19 protein-coding genes and 1 tRNA gene are annotated in these 23,262 nt (G+C 62.1%); 9 read left to right on the plus strand and 11 right to left on the minus strand.

The annotated features are described in order from the left end of the window. The first annotated feature begins 10 nt into the window (after window positions 1–10). Window positions 11–1,117: a YHYH protein gene (locus C5F53_RS01065; RefSeq protein ID WP_105259492.1), complete on the plus strand. Its 1,107-nt coding sequence runs from the start codon at window positions 11–13 to the stop codon at window positions 1,115–1,117. A gap of 27 nt (window positions 1,118–1,144) precedes the next feature. Continuing rightward, on the plus strand, window positions 1,145–2,518 hold the full coding sequence (locus C5F53_RS01070) for a GGDEF domain-containing protein (protein WP_236635166.1): 1,374 nt from the start codon (window positions 1,145–1,147) through the stop codon (window positions 2,516–2,518). A gap of 73 nt (window positions 2,519–2,591) precedes the next feature. Here C5F53_RS01070 and C5F53_RS01075 read toward each other — a convergent pair whose 3' ends face one another. The 4 genes from C5F53_RS01075 to rsmH form a co-directional block, all read right to left on the minus strand. Then, window positions 2,592–4,013, minus strand: a complete 1,422-nt coding sequence (locus tag C5F53_RS01075; RefSeq protein ID WP_105259493.1) for an aspartate kinase — start codon at window positions 4,011–4,013, stop codon at window positions 2,592–2,594. 135 nt (window positions 4,014–4,148) lie between these two features. Further along, window positions 4,149–4,736 carry a hypothetical protein gene (locus tag C5F53_RS01080; RefSeq protein ID WP_146097262.1) on the minus strand — a complete coding sequence of 196 codons (588 nt, stop codon included), beginning with the start codon at window positions 4,734–4,736 and terminating at the stop codon, window positions 4,149–4,151. Window positions 4,737–4,780: 44 nt separating this feature from the next. Next, a complete protein-coding gene (locus C5F53_RS01085) occupies window positions 4,781–5,194 on the minus strand; it encodes a hypothetical protein (protein ID WP_105259495.1) in 414 nt (137 codons plus the stop codon). After that, window positions 5,194–6,267 (minus strand): 16S rRNA (cytosine(1402)-N(4))-methyltransferase RsmH, encoded by a 1,074-nt coding sequence (rsmH, locus tag C5F53_RS01090; RefSeq protein ID WP_105259496.1) that lies wholly within the window; start codon window positions 6,265–6,267, stop codon window positions 5,194–5,196. The genes C5F53_RS01085 and rsmH overlap by 1 nt, the downstream gene beginning before the upstream one ends. Before the next feature lie 91 nt (window positions 6,268–6,358). On the opposite strand from rsmH, the gene C5F53_RS20205 reads away from it, so the two are divergent. Further along, on the plus strand, window positions 6,359–6,496 hold the full coding sequence (locus C5F53_RS20205; protein WP_161499861.1) for a hypothetical protein: 138 nt from the start codon (window positions 6,359–6,361) through the stop codon (window positions 6,494–6,496). Next, complete coding sequence (locus tag C5F53_RS20015) at window positions 6,480–6,710, plus strand: hypothetical protein (RefSeq protein ID WP_146097263.1); 231 nt, start codon at window positions 6,480–6,482, stop codon at window positions 6,708–6,710. Before C5F53_RS20205 ends, C5F53_RS20015 begins: the two co-directional genes overlap by 17 nt. 77 nt (window positions 6,711–6,787) lie before the next feature. On the opposite strand, the gene lpdA is transcribed toward C5F53_RS20015, so the two are convergent. The 3 genes from lpdA to aceE are packed head-to-tail and all read right to left on the minus strand — an operon-like array spanning window position 6,788 to window position 13,014. Then, a complete protein-coding gene (lpdA, locus tag C5F53_RS01095; protein ID WP_105259497.1) occupies window positions 6,788–8,626 on the minus strand; it encodes a dihydrolipoyl dehydrogenase in 1,839 nt (612 codons plus the stop codon). Further along, the gene (gene aceF / locus C5F53_RS01100) at window positions 8,623–10,287 is read right to left on the minus strand and encodes a dihydrolipoyllysine-residue acetyltransferase (protein WP_105259498.1); all 1,665 of its coding nucleotides are present in this window, start codon (window positions 10,285–10,287) and stop codon (window positions 8,623–8,625) included. Before aceF ends, lpdA begins: the two co-directional genes overlap by 4 nt. An 18-nt stretch (window positions 10,288–10,305) precedes the next feature. Then, complete coding sequence (gene aceE / locus C5F53_RS01105) at window positions 10,306–13,014, minus strand: pyruvate dehydrogenase (acetyl-transferring), homodimeric type (RefSeq protein ID WP_105259499.1); 2,709 nt, start codon at window positions 13,012–13,014, stop codon at window positions 10,306–10,308. Window positions 13,015–13,184: 170 nt separating this feature from the next. On the opposite strand from aceE, the gene C5F53_RS01110 reads away from it, so the two are divergent. The 5 genes from C5F53_RS01110 to C5F53_RS01130 all read left to right on the plus strand — a co-directional run bounded on the left by C5F53_RS01110 (window position 13,185) and on the right by C5F53_RS01130 (window position 20,081). After that, window positions 13,185–15,731 (plus strand): PAS domain-containing sensor histidine kinase, encoded by a 2,547-nt coding sequence (locus C5F53_RS01110; protein ID WP_201740766.1) that lies wholly within the window; start codon window positions 13,185–13,187, stop codon window positions 15,729–15,731. Between the two features lie 4 nt (window positions 15,732–15,735). Further along, a complete protein-coding gene (locus C5F53_RS01115) occupies window positions 15,736–16,362 on the plus strand; it encodes a response regulator transcription factor (protein ID WP_094478892.1) in 627 nt (208 codons plus the stop codon). A gap of 71 nt (window positions 16,363–16,433) precedes the next feature. Next, window positions 16,434–17,309 carry a bifunctional methylenetetrahydrofolate dehydrogenase/methenyltetrahydrofolate cyclohydrolase FolD gene (gene folD / locus C5F53_RS01120; protein ID WP_105259500.1) on the plus strand — a complete coding sequence of 292 codons (876 nt, stop codon included), beginning with the start codon at window positions 16,434–16,436 and terminating at the stop codon, window positions 17,307–17,309. Between the two features lie 53 nt (window positions 17,310–17,362). Beyond that, complete coding sequence (locus C5F53_RS01125; RefSeq protein ID WP_105259501.1) at window positions 17,363–19,408, plus strand: M3 family metallopeptidase; 2,046 nt, start codon at window positions 17,363–17,365, stop codon at window positions 19,406–19,408. A 34-nt stretch (window positions 19,409–19,442) separates the two neighbouring features. Next, window positions 19,443–20,081 (plus strand): glutaredoxin family protein, encoded by a 639-nt coding sequence (locus C5F53_RS01130; protein WP_370446694.1) that lies wholly within the window; start codon window positions 19,443–19,445, stop codon window positions 20,079–20,081. A gap of 18 nt (window positions 20,082–20,099) precedes the next feature. Here C5F53_RS01130 and C5F53_RS01135 read toward each other — a convergent pair whose 3' ends face one another. The 4 genes from C5F53_RS01135 to C5F53_RS01150 all read right to left on the minus strand — a co-directional run bounded on the left by C5F53_RS01135 (window position 20,100) and on the right by C5F53_RS01150 (window position 23,253). Then, window positions 20,100–20,909 (minus strand): mechanosensitive ion channel family protein, encoded by an 810-nt coding sequence (locus C5F53_RS01135; RefSeq protein ID WP_105260346.1) that lies wholly within the window; start codon window positions 20,907–20,909, stop codon window positions 20,100–20,102. A gap of 172 nt (window positions 20,910–21,081) precedes the next feature. Next, window positions 21,082–21,174 (minus strand) — tRNA-Ser (locus C5F53_RS01140). A 105-nt stretch (window positions 21,175–21,279) separates the two neighbouring features. After that, window positions 21,280–22,245: a tRNA lysidine(34) synthetase TilS gene (tilS, locus tag C5F53_RS01145; protein WP_105259503.1), complete on the minus strand. Its 966-nt coding sequence runs from the start codon at window positions 22,243–22,245 to the stop codon at window positions 21,280–21,282. Window positions 22,246–22,275: 30 nt separating this feature from the next. Next, complete coding sequence (locus tag C5F53_RS01150; protein ID WP_105259504.1) at window positions 22,276–23,253, minus strand: acetyl-CoA carboxylase carboxyltransferase subunit alpha; 978 nt, start codon at window positions 23,251–23,253, stop codon at window positions 22,276–22,278. Window positions 23,254–23,262 lie beyond the last annotated feature (9 nt).

Consider the following 23,262-nt stretch of genomic DNA (forward strand, 5'->3'; position numbering starts at 1 on the left):
GAGGCCTTGGATGAAAGCAACAGTGACCGCCCTGGCATGGGCCATCGTGTCCACCTCGGGGCATGGCCATGACCTGACCGCCCTGCCCCTGGGCGATGGCAAGATTTCACAGTCGCCCAAGGTCGGCTGGATCTGGGCCTGCCACATCAACCCGCAGGCGGGTGGTGCCCAGCGTGTGGGTCCGTGGATCAACACCGCCAACGGCACGTATGACCTGACCGCCAAGGCGGTAGTACCGGGGCAGGTGAGCTGGCCGTCGCAGTTCAAGCTCAGCGTGGAGCAAAACCAGCGCGTGTTCAGCGGCAACGACCTGCCCAACCACACCACAGGCAGCTTTCCAGTCCCCAGCAACAGCGAGGCCTACCGCTACGACCGCAACCCCAACCGCATCCAGGCGCAGACCATGCAGGTGGCACTGCCGCTGTGGCCCACGCTGGCCGCGCAGGCCAGTTGCGCGCCGGGGGCGATCGGGTTTCTCTTGAGCGGGGCCGTGTTGTTCAACGCGCTGGACGCGCCGGGCCGCGACGCGGTGGCCCACGAAACCCAGGACGCGTGCCAGGGCCACCCGCAGGAGTCGGGTGTGTACCACTACCACAGCCTCAGCAGCTGCGTGGCTGACCCACGCGAACCCAACGGCCACTCTGCCCTGGTGGGTTACCTGGTGGATGGTTTTGGCATCTATGGCCCCTACGGTGAAAAGGGCCAGGCCCTGCGCAGCAAAGACCTGGACGAATGCCATGGCCACACCCACACCATCCCCTGGGAGGGCAAGCAGGTGGCCATGTACCACTACCACGCCACGCCCGACTTCCCCTACACCGCGGGCTGCCTGCGCGGCAGCTACAAACAGGCCGACGTGTCCACCATCAGCGGTCCCCGCCCCCAGCGCACCATGAACGCCCCCGGTGGCCGGCCTCCGGAAGGCGGTGCTGCAGCGCCACCCGGCGGCCCTGCTGGCGCACCGCCCGATCTGAACAAGGTAGCGGCCACTTTAGGCATCAGCGCACAGAAGCTGCGCGAAGCGCTGGGACCACCACCACCGGACCTGCGCGCCGCTGCCGCCAAACTGGGCATCAGCGTGGAGACACTGCAGTCCGCCCTGCAAGCCGCGCGCTAATAACGCCTTGATTCACTGAGAGAACCCATGGCCACTTTGCTCCCGCGCTGGAACCTGTCACTGCGCACCGAACTCATTGCCTGCCTGCTGGTCACCAGCCTGGCGTCCACCGCTATCGTGGGTGGGTTGGCCTACCAGCGGCTTACCAAGAAGTTCAACGCTTTGGTGATGCAGGAGTCCAGCAAAAACTTCACGGCCGATGTGCAGAAATACTTCAAGACCTATGGCAGCTGGGCGGAGGGCCAGAAGGTGGAGGGCTTCCGCGCTTTTTCCGAGCGGCACCGCCCTCCTCCACGGCCCGATGCAGGGGGGGGTGTATTGCCACCGCCGGCAGACCCCCGCCCTGTAGGCCCCGGGCTGGTAGCCCAGCCTGGCAACCAGCCACCACCACCGTCACCGGGTGGTGGCCTACACCGGCCACCGTTTCGCTTCTACCTGTTTGACGCCAACTACAACTCGCTGTTCACCCTGGCGCCCTACAAGCCTGGCGACGCTATCCGCGACGAAGACAGGGCCCGCATGTTCCCCATCCTGCTCGACGACAAGGTGGTGGCCTATTCCTCACCGCAGGGCGAGCCCAACTACTCCGACCTGGACCTGGGTTACCTCTCGGCCATGCGCGAATCGCTGGTGCTGGGCACCACCGTGGGCCTGACCCTCACGCTGCTGCTGGGGCTATTTCTGGGCAACCGCCTAAGCAGATCTCTGCGCAACTTGACCGGTGCCGTGCAGGCCATGGGCGGAGGCGCACTGCGCCAGCAGGTGCCCGTGGAATCGGAGAACGAGGTGGGTGTGCTGGCCCGGGCCTTCAACCGCATGAGCGACGAAATTGCGCGGCAATACGAAGACCTGCGCCAGTCGCACGCGCAGATCGAGGCCATGGCCACCCAGATGCGTGAGCTGAGCCTGCGTGATGTGCTAACCGGCCTGCACAATCGCCGCCACTTTGACGAACAGTGCGCCCAGTTCTTTGCCAGTGCCCAGCGCTACCAGCGTCCCTTTAGCGTGACACTGTGCGACATCGACCACTTCAAGGGTGTCAACGACCGCTTTTCCCACGCCACGGGCGACGAGGTGCTGCGCCGCCTGGGCGACATCCTGAAGCAAAACATGCGCAGCTCGGATTTGGTGGCACGTTACGGAGGTGAAGAGTTTGTGGTGGCCTTCCCCGAAACCGACCTGGCCCACGCCCGCGAGGCCTGCGAAGCCCTGCGACTGCGAGTAGAAGCCTACCCCTGGCACGAGGTGCACCCAGACCTGCGCATCACCATCAGCATGGGACTCAGCAGCGACACGCAGGTGGGCAGCTTTCACCACATGCTGGAAGCCGCCGATGCCCTGCTGTACCAGGCCAAACACGGTGGGCGCAACCAGGTCTGCTCCGTGGCGGCTGATATTTAGGCATAAAAAAGCCGCGTAGCCCCCGTGGAGTCTGCGCGGCCAGCTATTGAATTTATAGCGTTTTAAGCGGTAGTCAGACGCGCGGCACGGGTGTACCGGAGTTGACGCACAGGGCCATGTTGAGCGCGATGACGGCGGTCTTGTAGTCTTCGCGCTCGATCACAAATTGCATATTCACCTGGCGCAGGGTTTGTGACACGCAGTTGACGTTGACCTGGGCATCGGCCAGCGCTTGCGCGGCCTTAGCCAGCACACCGGGGATGCCGATGTTGGAGCCGATGGTGCAGACGATGGCGCTGGGTTTGACCGTCACCACCTGGTACAGGGTTTCGAGTTCGGCCACGAGTTCGGCCGTCACCTGGTTATCCCACACCAGATGGGCGATGGAGTTGGCGTTGGTGGCCTTGAGGATGTAGCTGATGTCGTGCTTGCAGAACACCTGCATCAGGCTGGCATCAAACCCCACGGTACCCACCATGCTGGGGTCGTGGATTTCAATCAACGTGACCTTGTCGGTGCCCGTCACAATTTCCACGCGGGCACGTTCGCCCACAAAGTCCTTAGTGATCAGCGTGCCGGGGTGGTCCGGCTCAAAGGTGTTCTTCAAGCGGATGGGGATGCCCGCCAGTTCCATGGGTTTGGACGCCTTGGGGTGGATCGCTTCCATGCCCACATCGGCCAGCTGGTCGGCCACGTCGTAATTGGTGGCACCTACCACGATGGCGTTTTCCAGACCCACCAGGTTGGGGTCGGCCGACGACAGGTGGAATTCCTTGTGGATCACGGCCTCGGCCGGGCGCACTTCCACGGCGATCTTGCTAAAGGTGACTTCGGAGTAGCCACGGTCAAACTCACGCATGATGCCTTCGGTGCCCTTGGTGTAACCGGTGGCCACAATCACACTGTTGGCCAGGTCCAGGTCTTTGAAACTGTTGGCAATACGCTCGTCAATCGTCCAGGCTTCGTTGTCGTCAAAACCGGCCAGGTCCATCAGCACGGCCTTCACGCCATTGGCCTTGAGGATTTCCACCGAGTTGAACGCGCTGTGCGATTCACCGATGGAGGCCAGCACTTCGCGCGCGGCCAACAACACGTCGTGGCGGCTCAGGTAACCGCTGGCCAACACGTGCTGCATGGCGCCCAGGTATTCACGGGCCTGGGCAATGCGCTGGTCGATAAAGGCGTCGGCCACAGCCAATGGCAGGCCGATATCGGCGTACCCGGCGTTGAGTTTCTTCAGGCTGACGGACAGGCCAGTCAGTGCGTCCTGGTAACCCTTGCCCTCGGCAAACAGGGCGTAAATGCCACGTTCACCGGTTTTCTTGTGCTCCAGCAACTGGTTGGTCACGCCCGAGTAGGCCGACACCACGTAAATGCGGCCGTAGATGCGTTTGGGGTCGTGCAGCACGATGTGGCGCAATACATCGCCAAAAGCGGTCATGGAGGTGCCGCCGATCTTCTCGACAGAAATCTTGGAGGAATTGACGTCTTGCATGGACAAGCTGGGAGGAGCTAAAGGGTTAAAGAGCCGGGCGGGAGTTTCTGCCAAGAAGGCAAGGGCAGAAAGCCCTCTATTTTCCACCACTTTGGGGCGGGTACCGTTATCACAACGGCCTGGGCCCTTTGAGGACTAAAACCCGCTCATAAATTCAGTGAACATCACATCAAGGCAACGCCCACTGGCGCCATTGCGTTCGTAGTAGTTCCAGCGGTAGGCCATTTCCGTGTTGTCCCTGCAGGCCACGCCTTCGTACAACTTGCCGTAGGTTGCTCGGGCCCCGGAGGAGGATCGGTAACCATCCTTCACTTCCGCCACCAGCACACCGTCTTGGGGATAGACCCGCAACACACCAAACGACGCATTGCTGGGGATGTCGTATTCGACATAGAGGGCATTGCGCTCTACATCCGGGTAGGCATTGGTGACCAAGATGAAAACCGCCTCTTGCTGCGCAACCAGTTCTTGCTGCGTCAGGTGGCTGAATGATGCAGACTTGATTTTTTTGCCAAATTTCAGTGCAGGCCCCAGCACCAGCAAAGGTTTTGGCTCAGCCTTGGCAGCAGGGTTGAAGCGGTGCGACAGTGATTTTTTGAACTTGCTGACCACGGTAGAGAAAATCTCGTCGTCGCTAAAGTTTTGCTGCTGAAGCTCCAAAGCCCCCACAGCGCTTGCAGCACACAGCAGCATGGCTGCTATTGGCAATTTTTGCTTTTTCAAATACATCCTCCTTCAACGTGTCGGGCGATCTGCATGCGCAGCGCTCACAGCTTCTTCCAGCGCACGCCATCCTTGGAACGGTAGGTACCGCCGGTGGCACAGCAGCCTCCTGCACCAAAGGCTATGCGCCCCAAGGTGACCGTGACTGCGCCACCCTCGACAAGCAGCGTCTGCCGCTCGCAATAGCTGAAGAACGGATAGGGCTCGGGTTCAAGCACCATCTGCCAACCGCCCTCCTCCGATGTAGCGCGGAAAACCTTGCATTCATGCACCACCAAGTGTACGGGCTTGCCCCCCAATAACCCCTTGAATACCCGCTCCGGTGGCACCGTCGCCAGTGGATCCACCTCGACAGAAGGCGAGGCTATTGGCTCCGGTTTTTCGCAACCGGTCAACAAGAAAGCCAGAAGCAGCAGGCCCCACGGCGCACGCCGCCCTTGTACGGTCACCCGCTCCATCACGCCACAGCACCGCCGTGAAGCGCCCGCACCGCCCAGCGCAACTTGGCAGACGATGAGCGCGGATTGCTGCGCTGCTCGTCATACGAGGCGCGAATCGGATCGGCCGCCACGCTGCTGAAGGTGCCGTTGCGCTCACCGGTTTGAAAGCACTTTTTCACGCGCCGGTCTTCGCCAGAATGGAAGCTCAAAATCGCCACGCGCCCACCGGGTTTCAGGCAGGCGGGCAGGTCCCGCAGCATGGTATCCAACACGCCAAACTCGTCATTCACCTCAATGCGCAGCGCCTGGAATGTGCGCTGCAGCACCTTCTTGGTTTCCACCAGGCGCTCTTCTGCCGGCATGCTGCGCTTGTAGGCCAGCTCCATGGTGGCCCGCACCAGGTCAGCCAGCTGCACCGTGGTTTCCAGGTACTGGCCTTGCAGGGCTGCGGCCAGGGGAATCGCAAAGGGCTCGTCGGAGTTGTCGGTCAGCAGGTCACGCAGCCGGTGCCGCGTCACGCACAACAACAACTCGCTGGCTGACTGGCCACTGCTGGGGTCCAGACGCAAATCCAGCGGGCCATCGGCGCGAAAACTAAAGCCCCGCGCCGGGTTGTCAATCTGCATGGACGACACGCCCAGGTCGGCCAACACAAAGTCAAAGCCCCCGCCCGCCTGCGGCAGCAAGGTGGCCAGCTCGCTGAAGTTGGCCCGGTGCACGCTGAGCGCCTCTTCGCCAAACCCCAGCTTGCGCAGCCGCGCCGTGGTGCGCGGCAGCTCAATCGGGTCCACATCCATGCCAAACATGCGCCCACCCGGCTGCACCAGCGGCAGCATGGCCAGCGTGTGGCCGCCAAAACCCAGGGTCAGGTCCAGCCCGGTTTCACCCGGCACGGGTTTCAGGATGGCGAGGATTTCGTCCACACAAATGGAGCGGTGCATGCCCGCAGGCGTTTGCCCGCGCTGCATGACCTTGTCCACCTCGGCCGCATGGCGCGTGGGGTCTAGCTCTTTGTATTTGTCTTCAAACTGGCGGGGATGGGTGCCCGCGTAACGCACGCGGCGCTTGTGGGGAGGGGAAGCGTCGGTCATTGGCCATTATGCGGCCGCCCCACCCCCAACCCAAGCACTGATGCCCAAGCGGGCGCTATGATTTCCGCATCCACCATTCCACGCCACAGACATGTCTAACCTGGCCGAACAAATTCGCGAAGCACTGTTGATGTTTGCGCGCAACGGCACAGAACCGGCCTTGATCGGTGGTTTAGCGGTGGTTGCGCACCAGGTCGTGCGGGCCACCAACCATGAACTTCTCGGATAACACCGAACCACTTGCTGAAGTAACGCTGAGCCGTACCAATGCGAATGTGGTGCTGGTGCGCGAAGCAGGGGTGCCATTTCAGCCATCACTGGGCAACGCTTCTGGGATCGCCCCCTTCGTAGAGTGGTTGAGCCTGGTGGAGGTGGTGCAAATGCTGTGCCCCGTGTGGCCCGTGCGCGACTTACCCATGCAGGGCAAACACTGGAAAATCTAATGAAAAATCCGCGCAGCCCTTACGGAATCTGCGCGGCCAGCTACTGAATTTATAGCGTATTCAGCGGCTCTTCAGCATTACTTCCGCGCCGGCGGCACATCCGTGCAGCTGCCATGTGCAATCTCCGCCGCCATGCCGATGCTCTCGCCCAGCGTGGGATGCGGGTGAATGGTCTTGCCGATGTCCACCGCATCTGCACCCATCTCAATGGCCAGCGCGATCTCACCGATCATGTCGCCCGCATGCGTGCCGACCATGCCGCCGCCCAGGATCTTGCCGTGGCCGTGGGCCTCGGGGGAATCATCAAACAGCAGTTTGGTGACGCCTTCGTCGCGGCCGTTGGCAATCGCGCGGCCGGATGCCGTCCAAGGGAACAGGCCCTTCTTGACCTTGATACCTTGCGCCTTGGCCTGGTCTTCGGTGAGGCCGACCCACGCAACCTCGGGGTCGGTGTAGGCCACGCTGGGGATCACGCGGGCGTTGAAGGCAGCAGCCGCCAATTCCTTGTTGCCTTGCAGTTCACCCGCAATCACTTCGGCCGCCACGTGCGCCTCGTGCACTGCCTTGTGCGCCAGCATGGGCTGGCCCACGATGTCGCCAATGGCGAAGATGTGCGGCACATTGGTACGCATCTGGATGTCGACGTTGATGAAGCCGCGGTCGGTCACCGCCACGCCAGCCTTCTCGGCGCTGATCTTCTTGCCATTGGGTGTGCGCCCCACGGCCTGCAGCACCAGGTCATAGACCTGCGGCGCAGGCGCAGTGCCGCCCTCTTCCGCCGGCGCAAACGTCACCTCAATGCCTTCGGGCAAGGCGCGTGCGGACACGGTCTTCGTCTTGAGCATGATGTTGTCAAAGCGCTTGGCGTTCATCTTCTGCCAGATCTTCACCAGGTCGCGGTCAGCGCCCTGCATCAGGCCGTCCAGCATTTCCACCACGTCCAGGCGGGCGCCCAGGGTGCTGTAGACGGTGCCCATTTCCAGGCCGATGATGCCGCCACCCAGAATCAGCATGCGCTTGGGCACACCGGTCAGCGCCAAGGCGCCGGTGCTGTCCACCACGCGCGGGTCGTTGGGCATGAAAGGCAGGCGCACGGCTTGCGAGCCTGCGGCGATGATGGCGTTCTTGAAGGCGATAACTTTCTTGCTGCCGGTCTTCTCTTGCGCGGTACCGCTGGTCTCTTCCACTTCAAGGTGGTTGGCGCCGACAAAGTTGCCATAGCCGCGCACGGTGGTCACCTTGCGCATCTTGGCCATGGCGGCCAGGCCGCCGGTCAGCTTGCCGATAACCTTTTCCTTGTGGCTGCGCAGCTTGTCGATGTTCAGCGTCGGGGCACCAAAGTCCACACCCAGGTCGGCCATGTGGCTGACTTCGTCCATGACAGCCGCCACGTGCAGCAGCGCCTTGGAGGGGATGCAACCCACGTTCAGGCAGACGCCGCCCAGGGTGGCGTAGCGCTCCACCACGATGACCTTGAGGCCCAGATCGGCCGCACGGAAGGCGGCGGAATAACCGCCGGGCCCCCCGCCAATCACCACCACATCGCACTCCAGATCCGCAGCGCCACCAAAACTGGAGGCTGCAGGCGCAGGCGCCGCTACAGAAACAGGAGCTGCTGGCGCAGCAGTGGCGGGGGCTGGAGCCGCTTTTGGTGCTGAAATCGGGGCTGCAGCAGCGCCGGCAGCTTCCAGCAACACCACCACGGTGCCCTGCTTGACCTTGTCGCCCAACTTCACTTTCAACTCTTTGACCACGCCGCCTTCGCTGGCGGGGATTTCCATGGAGGCCTTGTCGCTCTCCACGGTGATCAGGCTTTGCTCGGCCTTGATGGTGTCGCCCACCTTGACCAGCAACTCAATGACCGCGACTTCGTCCAAGTCGCCAATATCCGGAACCTTGATTTCTACGATGCTCACAGCAAAACCCTCCGGAAGTCGCCCAGGATCTGGCCCAGGTACACGTTGAAGCGTGCAGCGGCTGCGCCGTCGATCACGCGATGGTCCCACGTCAGCGACAAGGGCAGCATCAGGCGCGGCACAAAGGCCTTGCCGTCCCACACGGGTTCCATTTGGCTCTTGCAGACGCCCAAGATGGCGACTTCAGGGGCGTTGATGATGGGCGTGAAGTAACGCCCGCCAATGCCGCCCAGGCTGGAGATGGTGAAGCAGGCACCGGACATGTCGGCCGGGCTCAGCTTGCCGTCGCGCGCCTTTTTGGCCAGCTCGCCCATCTCGGCGCTGATCTGGAAGATGCCCTTCTTGTCGGCGTCCTTGATCACGGGCACCACCAGGCCATTGGGCGTGTCCGCCGCAAAACCGATGTGGTAGTACTGCTTGTAGATCAGCGCGTCACCATCCAGCGAGCTGTTGAACTCGGGGAACTTCTTCAGCGCGGCCACGCAGGCTTTGATCAGGAAGGCCAGCATGGTGACCTTGATGCCCGACTTCTCGTTCTCCTTGTTGGTGGAGACGCGGAAGGCTTCGAGGTCGGTGATGTCGGCGTCGTCATGGTTGGTGACGGCGGGAATCATGATCGCGTTGCGCAGCAGGTTGGCGCCGCTGATCTTCTTGATGCGCGACATTTCCTTGCGTTCAATCGGACCGAACTTCGCAAAGTCCACCTTCGGCCAGGGGATCAGCCCCAGGCCCGCGCCGTCGTTGCCACCAGACGCTTTGGCCTGTGCCGCAGCGGCCAGGGTTTGCACCGCACCGCTCATCACGGAGCGGGTGAAGCCCTGCACATCGGCCTCGGTGATGCGGCCCTTGGGGCCAGAGCCCTTGACTTCGTTCAGCGGCACACCGAGTTCACGCGCAAACTTGCGCACCGAAGGCGACGCGTGGGGCAATCCAAGCGTGGCGCCACCGGGGGCATGGGCTGGCACGGCCACTGCAGCTGCCGGGGCAGCCACTGCAGCAGCGGCAGCCGGTGCCGGCGCTGCGGCGGTGGCCGCAGAGGCGGGGGCAGCGGGTGCGGCCGCAGGGGCTGCGCCCACTACGCCATCCAACACCACCACCAGGTCACCGATGTTCACGGTGTCACCAATCTTGACCTTGATCTCCTTCACCACACCGGCGGTGCTGGACGGGATCTCCATGGAGGCCTTGTCGGACTCCACGGTGATCAGGCTTTGCTCCACCTTGATGGTGTCGCCCACCTTGACCAGCAACTCAATGACGGCCACATCCTTGAAATCACCAATGTCGGGCACGCGAACTTCCACGGGGCCGGACGCTGCAGGGGCTGCAACGGGCGCAGGCGCTACAGAAACAGGAGCTGCTGGCGCAGCAGCTACGGGGGCTGCAGCCGCTTTGGACTCAGAAACCGGGGCGGCAGCGCCGCCTTCAGCTTCCAGCACCAGCACGACGGAGCCTTGCTTGACCTTGTCGCCCAGCTTGACCTTGATCTCCTTGACCACACCGGCGGTGCTGGACGGGATTTCCATGGAGGCCTTGTCGCTCTCCACAGTGATCAGGCTTTGTTCGGCCTTGACCGTGTCGCCCACCTTGACCATCACCTCGATCACCGCCACCTCGTCGAGGTCGCCAATGTCCGGGACTTGTACTTCTACGATTGCCATGTTGTTTGTCTCCGGTGCTTAGGCGTACAGGGGGTTCACTTTGTCAGCGTTGATGCCATATTTGGCAATGGCTTCCGCCACTTTCGCCACGGGCACCGTACCGTCTTCGCTCAGCGCCTTCAAGGCGGCCACCACGATGTAGTGGCGGTTCACCTCGAAGTGCTCGCGCAGCTTGCTGCGGAAGTCGGAGCGACCAAAGCCGTCGGTGCCCAGCACCTTGTAGGTACGGCCCTTGGGCACGAAGGGGCGAATCTGCTCGGCATAGGCCTTCATGTAGTCGGTCGACGCGACCACGGGGCCGGTGGACTTGCCGAGTTGCTGTTCCACAAACGACACGCGCGGTGTTTCCAGCGGGTGCAGCAGGTTCCAGCGGTCTGCGTCCTGGCCGTCACGGGTCAGTTCATTGAAACTTGGGCAGCTCCAGACATCGGCGCCCACGCCCCACTCTTTTTCCAGCAGCTCTTGCGCGGCAATGCTTTCGCGCAGGATGGTGCCCGAACCCAACAGTTGCACGCGGGGTGCCTTCTTGGTCAGCGCGGGGCCTTCCTTGCAGAGGTACATGCCCTTGATGATCTGCTCTTCGGTGCCCGCCTTCAGGCCGGGCATGGCGTAGTTTTCGTTCAGCAGCGTCAGGTAGTAGAAGACGTTGTCCTGCTTCTCCACCATGCGCTTCAAACCGTGGTGCAAGATCACACCCACTTCGTGCGCGAAGGTCGGGTCGTAGCTGATGCAGTTGGGAATCGTGCCGGCCATGATGTGGCTGTGACCGTCTTCGTGCTGCAGGCCCTCGCCGTTCAGCGTGGTACGGCCCGATGTGCCGCCCAACAAGAAGCCGCGGGCTTGCATGTCACCCGCCGCCCAGGCCAGATCGCCAATGCGCTGGAAGCCGAACATCGAGTAATACACGTAGAACGGCACCATGATGCGGTTACTCGTGGAGTAGCTGGTGGCAGCCGCAATCCAGCTGCTCATGCCGCCGGCTTCGTTGATGCCCTCTTGCAGGATCTGGCCGGCCTTGTCTTCCTTGTAGTACATGACTTGGTCTTTGTCGACCGGGGTGTACAACTGGCCTGCCGGGTTGTAGATACCGACTTGGCGGAACAGGCCTTCCATACCAAAAGTACGGGCCTCGTCTACCAGAATTGGCACCACGCGGGGGCCCAGGGCCTGGTCGCGCAGCAGCTGGGTCAAAAAGCGCACATAAGCTTGTGTGGTGCTGATCTCACGGCCTTCGGCGGTGGGCTCCATCACGGCCTTGAAGGTTTCCAGCGAGGGCACGGTGAACGATTCGTCGGCCTTCACGCGGCGGTGTGGCAGGTAACCGCCCAAGGCCTTGCGGCGCTCGTGCAGGTACTTCATTTCAGGGGTGTCATCGGCCGGTTTGTAGAACGGCACATTGGGCAGATCGCTGTCTGGCACGGGAATGTTGAAGCGGTCGCGGAAGGCCTTGATATCCTCGTCGGTCAGCTTCTTGGTCTGGTGCACAGTGTTCTTGCCTTCACCACTCTTGCCCATGCCAAAACCCTTGACGGTCTTGATCAGCAGCACGGTGGGCTGGTCTTTGTGGTTCACAGCCTTGTGGAAGGCGGCGTACACCTTCTTGGAGTCGTGGCCGCCACGGCGCAGGTCGAAGATTTCTTCGTCCGACATCTTGGACACCATCTCCAGCGTGCGCGGGTCTTTGCCGAAGAAATGCTTGCGCACGTAGGCACCGTCGTTGGCCTTCATGGCCTGGTAGTCGCCATCCAGCGTGTCCATCATCAGCTTCTTCAGGGCGCCTTCCTTGTCGCGCGCCAGCAGGGCATCCCAACCGGAGCCCCACAGCAGCTTGATCACGTTCCAGCCGGCGCCGCGGAATTCACCTTCCAGCTCTTGCACGATCTTGCCGTTGCCGCGTACTGGGCCGTCCAGGCGCTGCAGGTTGCAGTTGATGACGAACACCAGGTTGTCCAGCTTTTCGCGTGCGGCCAGGCCGATCGCGCCCAGGCTTTCCACTTCGTCCATCTCACCGTCGCCACAGAACACCCAGACTTTGCGGTTCTCGGTGTTGGCAATGCCACGGGCATGCAGGTACTTCAGGAAACGGGCTTGGTAGATGGCCATCAATGGGCCCAGGCCCATGGATACCGTGGGGAACTGCCAGAACTCGGGCATCAGCTTGGGGTGCGGGTAGCTGGACAGGCCCTTGCCGTCCACTTCCTGGCGGAAGTTCAGCAGTTGCTCTTCCGTCAGGCGCCCTTCCAGGTAGGCGCGGGCGTAGACGCCGGGCGACACGTGGCCTTGGATATACAGACAGTCACCGCCATGGCCTTCGCTCTCGGCGTGCCAAAAGTGGTTGAAACCGGCGCCAAACAGGCTGGCCAGCGAGGCGAACGAACCGATGTGGCCGCCCAGGTCACCGCCGTCCACGGGGTGGTGGCGGTTGGCCTTGACCACCATGGCCATGGCGTTCCAGCGCATGTAGGCGCGCAGGCGCTCTTCAATTTCCAGGTTGCCGGGAGAGCGCTCTTCTTCGGAGGGCTCAATGGTGTTTACATAGCCAGTGTTGGCCGAAAAAGGCATGTCGATGCTCTTCTGGCGGGCATGCTCCAGCAGTTGCTCCAACAAGAAGTGGGCGCGCTCGGGGCCTTCACTTTCGATGACGGCGCTCAGGGCGTCCATCCATTCACGGGTTTCCTGACCGTCCACGTCGGACGTGCCCAAAGGGTTTTGGGGAACTGCAGCCATCGATGTCTCCTTCTTGGTACTTTGGCGTAATTTAGTGCGGCAGCCCTAGTTTCTCATATTTATTTTGAAATTTCAAATCATGCTCAATCATTTCTTAATGTGAAATATACAGAAACCTCCTGTAACCTTGATGCAGCGTAGCGTCAAGCTGGCGCCCCTACACTTGGGCAATGCCCTTTTACAAAGTGATTTCTTTGCCCAAACCCATTGCGCTGCCCTCGGTGGACGGCGCACGCCGCTGGTGGCAGCGGCTCACCCCCCATCGCCAAGACCGGTTCGCCATGTTGGCCCCGCTGGCCGCCGTGTTGTTGTTTTTTGCAGCCATCGTGTCGGCCCTGGGCTACCTGCGCGTGGAAGAAATGGACCGCGAACAGGAAGCCGTGCAGCGCGACGTGGAATACACCCAGCAGCGCCTGCGACTGCGCCTGCTGGAACGGCAAGAGCAAATCACCCGCATTGCCCGCGAAATATCCAACCGCGAGCTCGACCTGGACGACTTCCGCCAGCGCACCGCCGCCATGCTGGACCAGTACCCCGAGGTACAGGGCATGGCCTGGGTTGACGACAAACGCCGCACACGCGCCAGTGTGGGCATGGGCGGCAACTTTACGGGCAGCCTGCAGTCCAGCACCGACGTGTTGTCGTACGGCGCCCGCGATGCGGGTTACGCCCTGACCCGCGAGGTAAACCAACCTCTGTACATCCAGCCCCCGCGTGCCAAGGATGAGTCCCCCACCTTGCAGATGTTTGTGCCCTTGAGCGAGCGCGGGCGCTTTGCAGGCGTGCTGCTGACCGAATACTCGATCGATGGTCTGTACCGCTACGGCGTGCCATCCGAAGTGTCGGCGCGTTATGCGGTCTCGCTGCAAGACGCCAATGGCAAGCTGCTGGCGGGCACCAGCATGCCGGACCGCAAACTGGTGGGACGTGTGATGCCCTGGAGCAACCCGGCCAACGAATACGCCATGCCGGTCTCCCCCGTAGGCGCCGGACTGGTCATCCGCGCACAGGCCTACCGTGCCTCGCTGGGGGTGATTGGCAGCGGGCTGTTCTGGCTGGTCAGCGCGCTGAGTGTGATGACCGCCTGGATGCTGATTGCCAACTGGCGCCACACCCGCCGCCGCGTGCAGGCCCAGCAGGCGCTGATGTCGGAAACCAATTTCCGCCGCGCCATGGAAAACTCCATGCTCACCGGCATGCGCGCCATGGACCTGCAGGGCCGCATTACCTATGTCAACGCCGCCTTCTGCCAGATGACGGGCTGGAGCGAGTCGGACCTGGTGGGCCGCACCGCACCCTTCCCCTATTGGCCCGACAGTGACCGTGAGCATCTGGCCTCGCGCCTGGAGGAAGAAATGCACGGCAACACCACGCCCGGCGGCATCCAGGTGCGGGTGAAGCGGCGCGACAACACCTTGTTCGATGCCCGCCTGTATGTGTCGCCGCTGATCGACGCGATGGGCACACAAACCGGCTGGGTCACCTCCATGACCGACATCACCGAGCCCAACCGCGTGCGCGAGCAGCTCTCTGCCTCGCACCAGCGCTTCACCACGGTGCTGGAGGCGCTAGATGCGTCCATCTCGGTCGCCCCCCTGGGTAGCGACGAGCTGCTGTTTGCCAACAAGCTGTACCGCCAGTGGTTTGGCGTGCAGGCGGGCGGCCACCTGCAACTGGTGGCCGAAGCAGGCATGCCCATGAACCTCACCAATGACGAGGCTTCGGACAGCGTGGACTCCTTTGCCGGCCTGCCCACCACGGCCCTGCCCGACAGCGACACGGAGAGTGCCGAAATCTTCATCCCGGCCCTGGGCAAGTGGCTGGAGGTGCGCACGCGTTACCTGAGCTGGGTGGACGGCCGCCTGGCCCAAATGGTGATTGCCACCGACATCACCACCCGGCGCCTGGCCGAGGAGCAGGCCGCCATCCAATCGGAGCGGGCCCAGATGTCCAGCCGCCTGATCACCATGGGTGAAATGGCCTCCAGCGTGGCGCACGAACTGAACCAGCCGCTGACCGCCATCAACAACTACTGCAATGGCATGGTCTCGCGCATCAAGGACAAACAGATTTCCGAAGAGGACTTGCTGGTGGCGCTGGAAAAAACCGCCAAACAGGCCCAGCGTGCGGGTCAGATCATCCAGCGCATCCGGTCCTTCGTGAAGCGCAGCGAGCCCAACCGCACCCAGTCCGCCGTGCCCACCATGGTGGCCGAGGCCGTGGAGCTGGCCGAAATTGAGCTGCGCCGCTTTAATGTGCGCCTGAACCATTACGTGGCGGCCCGCCTGCCCATGGTGCTGGTGGACCCGATCCTGATCGAGCAGGTGCTGATCAACCTGCTGCGCAACGCGGCCGAATCCATCGACATGGCGCTGCGCCAAACCTCCGACCGCATCGTCGAGTTGCGGGTGCTGCCGCGCCACATCGATGGCAAGACGGTGGTGGAGTTTTCGGTGCAGGACACAGGCAAGGGCCTGGCGCCTGAAGTGATGGCCCGGCTCTATGAACCCTTCTACTCCACCAAGGCCGATGGCATGGGCATCGGGCTGAATTTGTGCCGCTCCATCGTCGAGTCGCACCTGGGCCGAATGACCGCGGAGAACATCTACAATGGGACGGATGTGTCAGGGTGCCGCTTCTCCTTCTGGGTGCCCCTGACCGAAGGTGGCGCTCTGACCTATGCAGAGCCGCCCGCACCCCAACCCAACCTCGGATAACTGAATGAGCTTGATCCCCAAAAAAGGAACGGTTTACGTAGTCGATGACGACGAAGCAGTGCGGGACTCCCTGCAATGGCTGCTGGAGGGCAAGGGTTACCGGGTACGGTGTTTTGATTCCGCCGAATCCTTTTTGAGCCGCTACGACGCGCGCGAAGTGGCCTGCCTGATTGTGGACATCCGCATGGGTGGCATGACCGGCCTGGAGCTGCAAAGCCGCCTGATCGAAGCCAAGTCTCCCCTGCCCATCGTCTTCATCACTGGCCACGGCGATGTGCCCATGGCCGTGGACAGCATGAAAAAAGGCGCCATGGACTTCATCCAGAAACCGTTCAAGGAAGACCAACTGGTCAGCCTGGTGGAACGCATGCTGGAACACGCCAAGGACACCTTTGCCGACTACCAGCTCGCGGTCAGCCGCGACGCCCTGCTCTCCAAGCTCACGCTGCGCGAAAGCCAGGTGCTCGAACGCATCGTGGCCGGCCGCCTGAACAAACAGATTGCCGACGACCTGGGCATCAGCATCAAAACGGTGGAGGCGCACCGCGCCAATATCATGGAAAAACTCAGCGCCAACACCGTGGCCGATCTGCTCAAAATTGCCTTGGGCCAGAACGCACCAAAAACCTGACGCTCCCATTTTTATAGCACCTTGCGCCCGCTCTGCCTCCGCTGCGGGCGTTTTTACTTCAAGACAGAACCATGACCGTATCTTCCGCCCAGACCATCGACGGCAACGCCCTGGCCGCCCAATTGCGTGGTGACGTCGCCAGCCGCACCACCGCCCTCAAGGCCCGTGGCCTGACGCCCGGCCTGGCCGTGGTGCTGGTGGGTGACAACCAGGCCAGCCAGGTTTATGTGCGCAACAAGGTCAAGGCCTGCACCGACGCCGGCCTGCACTCGGTGCTGGAAAAGTACGACGCCACCATGACCGAGGCCGAACTGCTGGCCCGCGTGGACGCGCTCAACAACGATCCCAGCATCCACGGCATCCTGGTGCAACTGCCCCTGCCCGCCCACATCGATGCGCACAAGGTCATTGAAGCCATCTCCCCCGCCAAGGACGTGGACGGTTTCCACGTGGCCAGCGCCGGTGCGCTCATGGTGGGCCAACCCGGTTTTTGGCCCTGCACGCCCTACGGCTGCATGAAGATGCTGGAGAGCATTGGCTACAACTTGCGTGGCAAACATGCAGTCGTCATTGGCCGCTCCAACATCGTGGGCAAACCCATGGCCATGATGTTGCTGCAACAGAACGCCACCGTCACGGTATGCCACAGCGCCACCCCCGACCTCAAGGCCATGACCCTACAAGCCGACGTGGTAGTGGCCGCGGTGGGCAAGCGCAATGTGCTGACCGCTGACATGGTCAAACCCGGCGCCGTGGTGATTGACGTGGGCATGAACCGTGACGATGCGGGCAAGCTGTGTGGCGACGTGGACTTTGCTGGCGTCAGCCAGGTGGCCAGCCACATCACCCCCGTGCCTGGCGGCGTGGGCCCCATGACCATCACCATGCTGTTGGTGAACACGCTGGAGGCTGCCGAACGCGACGCCGCCCAGCGCGGGCTTGCATAAGCCTGGCTTGCCCCCACCTATTCTCCAGTTCCACTGCTCTGACCCGCACCACCATGAATCCATTGCTAAACACCACCGGCCTGCCCTTGTTTGACCAGATCCGGCCCGAGCATGTGGAGCCCGCCATGGACGCCTTGCTGGCCCAGGCCGAGCAGGCACTGGAAACGGTCACCGCGGCCGATTTCCCCGCCGAATGGCAGGCCATCGCCAGGGAACTGGACGTGGCCACCGAACGACTGGGCCTGGCCTGGGGCGCGGTCAGCCACCTCAACAGCGTGGCTGACACGCCCGAGCTGCGCGCCGCCTACAACGCGGCCCTGCCCAAAGTCACTGAGTTCTGGACCCGCCTGGGCGCGGACGAACGCCTGTACGCCAAATACAAGGCCATCAACACCGGTACCCTGAACGCGGAGCAGCTGCAAGCCCACAAAAATGCGGTGCGCAACTTCGTGCTGGGCGGCGCCGAGCTGCAAGGCGCCGAGCGCGAGCGTTTTGCCGCCATCCAGGAAAAGCAGGCCGAGCTGGGGCAGAAGTTCAGCGAAAACACGCTGGACGCCACCGACGCCTTTGCCTACTACGCCACCGAGGCCGAACTGGACGGTGTGCCACCAGATGTAGTACAGGCCGCCCGCGCCGCAGCCCAGGCCGAAGGCAAAGAAGGTTACAAACTCACGTTGAAGATGCCCTGCTACCTGCCCGTGATGCAGTTTGCCCAAAGCAGCGCCTTGCGTGCCGTGCTCTACCGCGCCTACGTGACCCGCGCCTCCACCGAAGCCGAGCCCGAGTTTCAGAAGTTTGACAACAGCAGCATCATTCGCGACATCCTGGCCCTGCGCCAGGATGAGGCGCAGCTGCTGGGTTATGCCAACTTTGGCGCCCTGTCCGTGGTGCCCAAAATGGCGGATTCTCCGGCCACCGTGGTCACGTTCCTGCGCGACTTGGCCCGCAAGGCCCGCCCGTTTGCAGAAAAAGACATTGCCGACCTGCGCGCCTTCGCGCGCGACGAGTTGGGCCTGAACGACCCACAGGCCTGGGATTGGCCTTACATCTCCGAAAAACTCAAGGAAGCACGTTACGCCTTCAGCGAGCAAGAGGTTAAACAGTACTTCACCGCACCCAAGGTACTGGCCGGGCTGTTCAAGATTGTGGAGACCCTGTTTGACGTGGAAATCCGCGAGGACAGCGCGCCCGTGTGGAACCCGGGCGTGAAGTTCTACCGCATCGAGCGCCGCAACCCGCAGGGCCTGCAGCTGGTCGGCCAGTTCTACCTGGACCCCACCGCCCGCAGCGGCAAACGTGGCGGCGCCTGGATGGACGATGTGCGCACCCGCTGGCTGCGCCCCGACAATGGCCAACTGCAAACGCCAGTGGCCCATCTGGTCTGCAATTTTGCAGAAAGCGTGGATGGCAAGCCCGCGCTGTTGACGCATGACGATGTCACCACGCTGTTCCACGAATTTGGCCATGGCCTGCACCACATGCTGACCCAGGTGAACGAGCGCGATGTCTCTGGCATCAGCGGCGTGGAGTGGGATGCGGTGGAGCTGCCCAGCCAGTTCATGGAAAACTTCTGCTGGGAATGGAACGTGCTGCAGCACATGACCGCCCATGTGGAAACCGGTGCCGCCCTGCCCCGTGTGCTGTTCGACAAGATGCTGGCCGCCAAAAACTTCCAAAGTGGCATGCAGACCCTGCGCCAGATTGAGTTTTCCCTGTTCGACATGCTGCTGCACACCGACCACGACCCGGCCGCCGACTTCATGCCCCTGCTGGCACAGGTGCGCCAGGAAGTGGCCGTGCTGCAGCCCCCGGCCTGGAGCCGTACGGCCCATACCTTCAGCCATATCTTCGCTGGTGGTTATGCGGCAGGTTATTACAGCTACAAGTGGGCCGAAGTGCTGAGCGCAGACGCCTACGCCGCGTTCGAAGAGTCGGCAGATAGCGACGGTTTGCCCAACCCCGAAACCGGCCGACAATACCGCATGGCCATTCTGGAAGCCGGTGGCAGCCGCCCGGCCATGGAGTCGTTCAAAGCCTTCCGGGGCCGCGAACCCTCTCTGGACGCGCTGCTCCGGCACCAGGGCATGGCCCAGTCTTGAAACCTTGTTGATACACACCTTGCAGGATGACCCTATGACAATGCAGACCCGCATCACCCTCCTCGGCGCCTTGGCCCTGGCACTGCTGGGCCAAGCCAGCGTGGCGCAACCGGTTTACAAGATCGTGGGCCCGGACGGCAAGGTGACTTTTTCCGACAAACCTCCCGCTGCAGCCGACAAAGGCAAAGTCGCGGCCACAGGCGCAGCGTCCAGCGGTGCGGCGGCGGGTTCCGACCTGCCCTACGAACTGCGCCAGGTGGCCTCCAAATATCCAGTGACCCTTTACACCGCATCGCCCTGCGGGCCTTGTGATAGTGGTCGGTCCCTGCTGAAAAACCGAGGCATCCCGTTCAATGAACGAACCGTAAGCACGCCCGAAGACCAAGAAGCCCTGCAACGCTTGGCAGGAGACAACTCTCTGCCCTACGCCACCATTGGCAGCCAGAAACTCAAAGGCTTTTCCGATCTGGAGTGGACTCAGTACCTGGACGCAGCAGGTTACCCCGGTACATCCACCCTCCCCAGGGGCTACCGCTTTGCTGCCCCTGCGCCTCTGGTGGCCGTACAGAAACCTGCTGCAGCCCCCAAAGAAGCGCCAAAACCTGTGGAGCCTCCGAGCCCAGCACCTGCTGCTGCGCCCGCCCCCTCCAACCCCGCCGGTATCACCTTTTAAGCGCCACACAGCGCCCAATTAAAGGGTGCGATGCGCCACGGGGGTTTCGGGCACTGGGTATCCCGCCGCACCAAAGGTGCTGACCACCGCTTTATGCGTGTCAAAGTACACCTGCCAGTAGTGGTCGGTGTGGGTATAGGGACGCACACACAGCAAGGGGCCTTCAGGCGTGAACTGCAAAATCTCGATATCGGGAGCTGGCGTTGCAGCCACGTTGGGAATTGCCGCGACCGCACTGCGCAGCCGCGCAATCGCATCCAGCACATCGACTCCGTTGGCCACCTTGGCCACACAGTCCACACGGCGGTAGGCCAAGGTGCTGAAGTTCTGGATCGAACCCGAAAACACGGTGTTGTTGCCCACAATCGTGACCACGTTGTCTGGTGTGATCAACGTCGTACCAAACAGGCCCAGCTCTTTGACCGTACCGGTCACGCCGCCCGCAGTCACAAAATCACCCACCTTGTAGGGACGCAACACCTGCATAAATACGCCAGCTGCAAAATGGGTCAGCAAACCACCCCAGGCCGTACCAATGGCCAGGCCAGCACCGGCTAGCAGCGCGGCAAACGACGTCGTCTGCACACCAAAAATATCCAGAATCGCCAGGATCAGAACCACGTTCAGAATCACTGACAAAATGGAGTTGAGGTAGTTGGCCAGCGTCTGGTCGACCTTACCGCCTCGCTGCAAGGCGGCACCCAACAAACGCAGGGCCAGCGAAATCAGCCAGCGCCCCACAATCCAGGCGCCCAAAGCGCCCAGCAGCTTCAAACCGAAATCCGCGCCTTGCGTGGTGAGAAATGTCCAAATGACTTCTGTGTTCACGTGCCTGTCCTCCTGAAATGAAATAAAAATCGCCGCCGCACAGCCCAGCAGGCCGCGTTTGACAGTGGGCATGATAGCCGCCGCATCGGGATGCACTGACGGTGTGTCTGTGAACTGCGTCACGTAGAGACGAAAAAAAAGCCCGATCACTGATCGGGCTTTTTTAACTTTCTGGCGGAGACGGAGGGATTCGAACCCTCGATGAGGCTCTACACCCCATACTCCCTTAGCAGGGGAGCACCTTCGGCCACTCGGTCACGTCTCCTAAAGGTCAGGCAGGATTATCGCACAGACTCTGGCCTGTTTTTCCCAAACCCATGCTTGGCCCAGATCAAAAGCCCTGTGTGAGGCAACCCACTACCTCACATGGCTATGCGGGCCGGTACCACGCAAGCACCGGGCCCTTGCGCTCCACAAAACCGTCGGCCACTTTGATGTGAATGTGGTGGCCACGGGTGGTACAGGCAGCAATCTGTTGCTGCAACTCCGCGAGTTGGGCTGCACTCGGAATCACACCGTAGGCACTGGCCAACCAGTGGCGCAGGGCATTGGCCTGGCGCGCTGCAGAAAGGGCTTGAAGTGCCTTCACTGCAGGCAGCCCATCGTCAGCGCGGCACACAGCACTCAAATCCGCCGTCGCTATCTCATTCAACAGGCCCTGGGCCTGTGCGGCATGGACCGCACTGCGGGCCAGTGTGTCGCGAAACTGGGGAAACACAGCCTCCAGCGCGGGCAGCAGCTGGGCGCGAATGCGGTTGCGGGTAAAACGTTGGTCGGTGTTGGTCGGGTCTTCTACGAACCCCACACCCCGCGCGACCAACCACGCCCTAATGTCCGCGGCCGACACCTGCAGCAGAGGCCGGTAAAAGGCCAAGCCATCCCGCTGCCACTGTGCAGGCATGGCGCTCAGGCCACGCAGACCCGCACCGCGACTCAGCGCCAGCAATAAGGTCTCCACCTGGTCATCCGCATGCTGGGCCAGCGCTATGGATTTAATAGCTGCTTGCGCATACTCCGTAAGGGCTAGAGCACTTAAAGCCTTGTATCTGGCAATACGGGCGGCATCCTCGGGGCTTTGGCCGGGTGTATGCCCAGCATCCACCTTGAGCACCCGCAAGGGCACATTCAGCTGACCGCACAGCGCAACACAGTGGGCTTCGAAGTCGGCCGCCGCAGCCTGCAGGCCGTGGTTCACATGGAGGGCGACCACCTGCCCCGGCCAGCGCTCGGCACAGGCGATCAGCAAAGCGGTAGAGTCCGCGCCCCCACTGAAAGCCACCCCTAAAGGCAAAGCGGGCTGAAAAGCCCGCACGGCCGCATCCAGTGACTGGGTCATGGCGTGCGGCAGGTCGCCGGCGTTACCGGCTTACTTGCCGGTGGCCTTGGTGTCGGTAAAGCGGCCGTAGCTTTGCAGGCGCTCGTAGCGGCGGTCCAGCAACTCTTTGACCTTGAGGTCACTGATTTGGCGGTAGGCATCAGCCAGCGCGCGCTTGAGGAAAGCCGCGGCCTGCTTGGTGTCGCGGTGCGCGCCACCCACAGGTTCATTCACGATCTTGTCTACTAGGCCCAGGGCCTTCAGGCGGTGGGCGGTGATGCCCAGAGCGTCGGCCGCGTCCTGCGCCTTGTCGGAGGTTTTCCACAAGATGGAGGCGCAACCTTCAGGGCTGATGACCGAGTAGATGGAGTACTGCAGCATGATGACCTGGTCGGCCACCGAAATGGCCAAGGCGCCGCCGGAGCCACCTTCACCAATGATGGTGGTGATGATGGGCACTTCGAGTTGCGCCATCTCGAAAATGTTGCGGCCAATGGCTTCGGATTGGCCGCGCTCTTCGGCGTCAATGCCGGGGTACGCGCCTGGCGTGTCCACAAAGGTGAACACCGGCAGCTTGAACTTCTCCGCCAGCTTCATCAGGCGCAGGGCTTTGCGGTAACCCTCGGGCTTGCTCATGCCGAAGTTGCGCAAACCACGCTCCTTGGTGTCGCGCCCTTTTTGCTGGCCCAGCACCATGCAAGGTGTACCGTTGAACCGGGCCAAGCCGCCCACAATGCTCAGGTCGTCGGCAAAGTGGCGGTCGCCATGCAGCTCCACAAAATGCGTGAAGATGTCGTTGACATAGTCCAGCGTGTAGGGACGCTCGGCATGGCGCGCGATCTTGGTGATTTGCCAAGGGGTCAAATCACTGTAAATGTCTTTGGTGAGCTGCTGGCTCTTCTTGCTCAGCTGGTCGATCTCGGCGGAAATGTCCACCGCGGACTCGTTTTGCACATAACGCAACTCTTCGATCTTGCCTTCGAGCTCGGCAATAGGCTGCTCAAAATCGAGAAATGTCTTTTTAGCCAACGCTGTTTC

The organism is Rhodoferax sp. TS-BS-61-7 (assembly GCF_002943465.1).
In the GTDB taxonomy this organism is placed as follows: Bacteria; Pseudomonadota; Gammaproteobacteria; order Burkholderiales; family Burkholderiaceae_C; genus Allorhodoferax.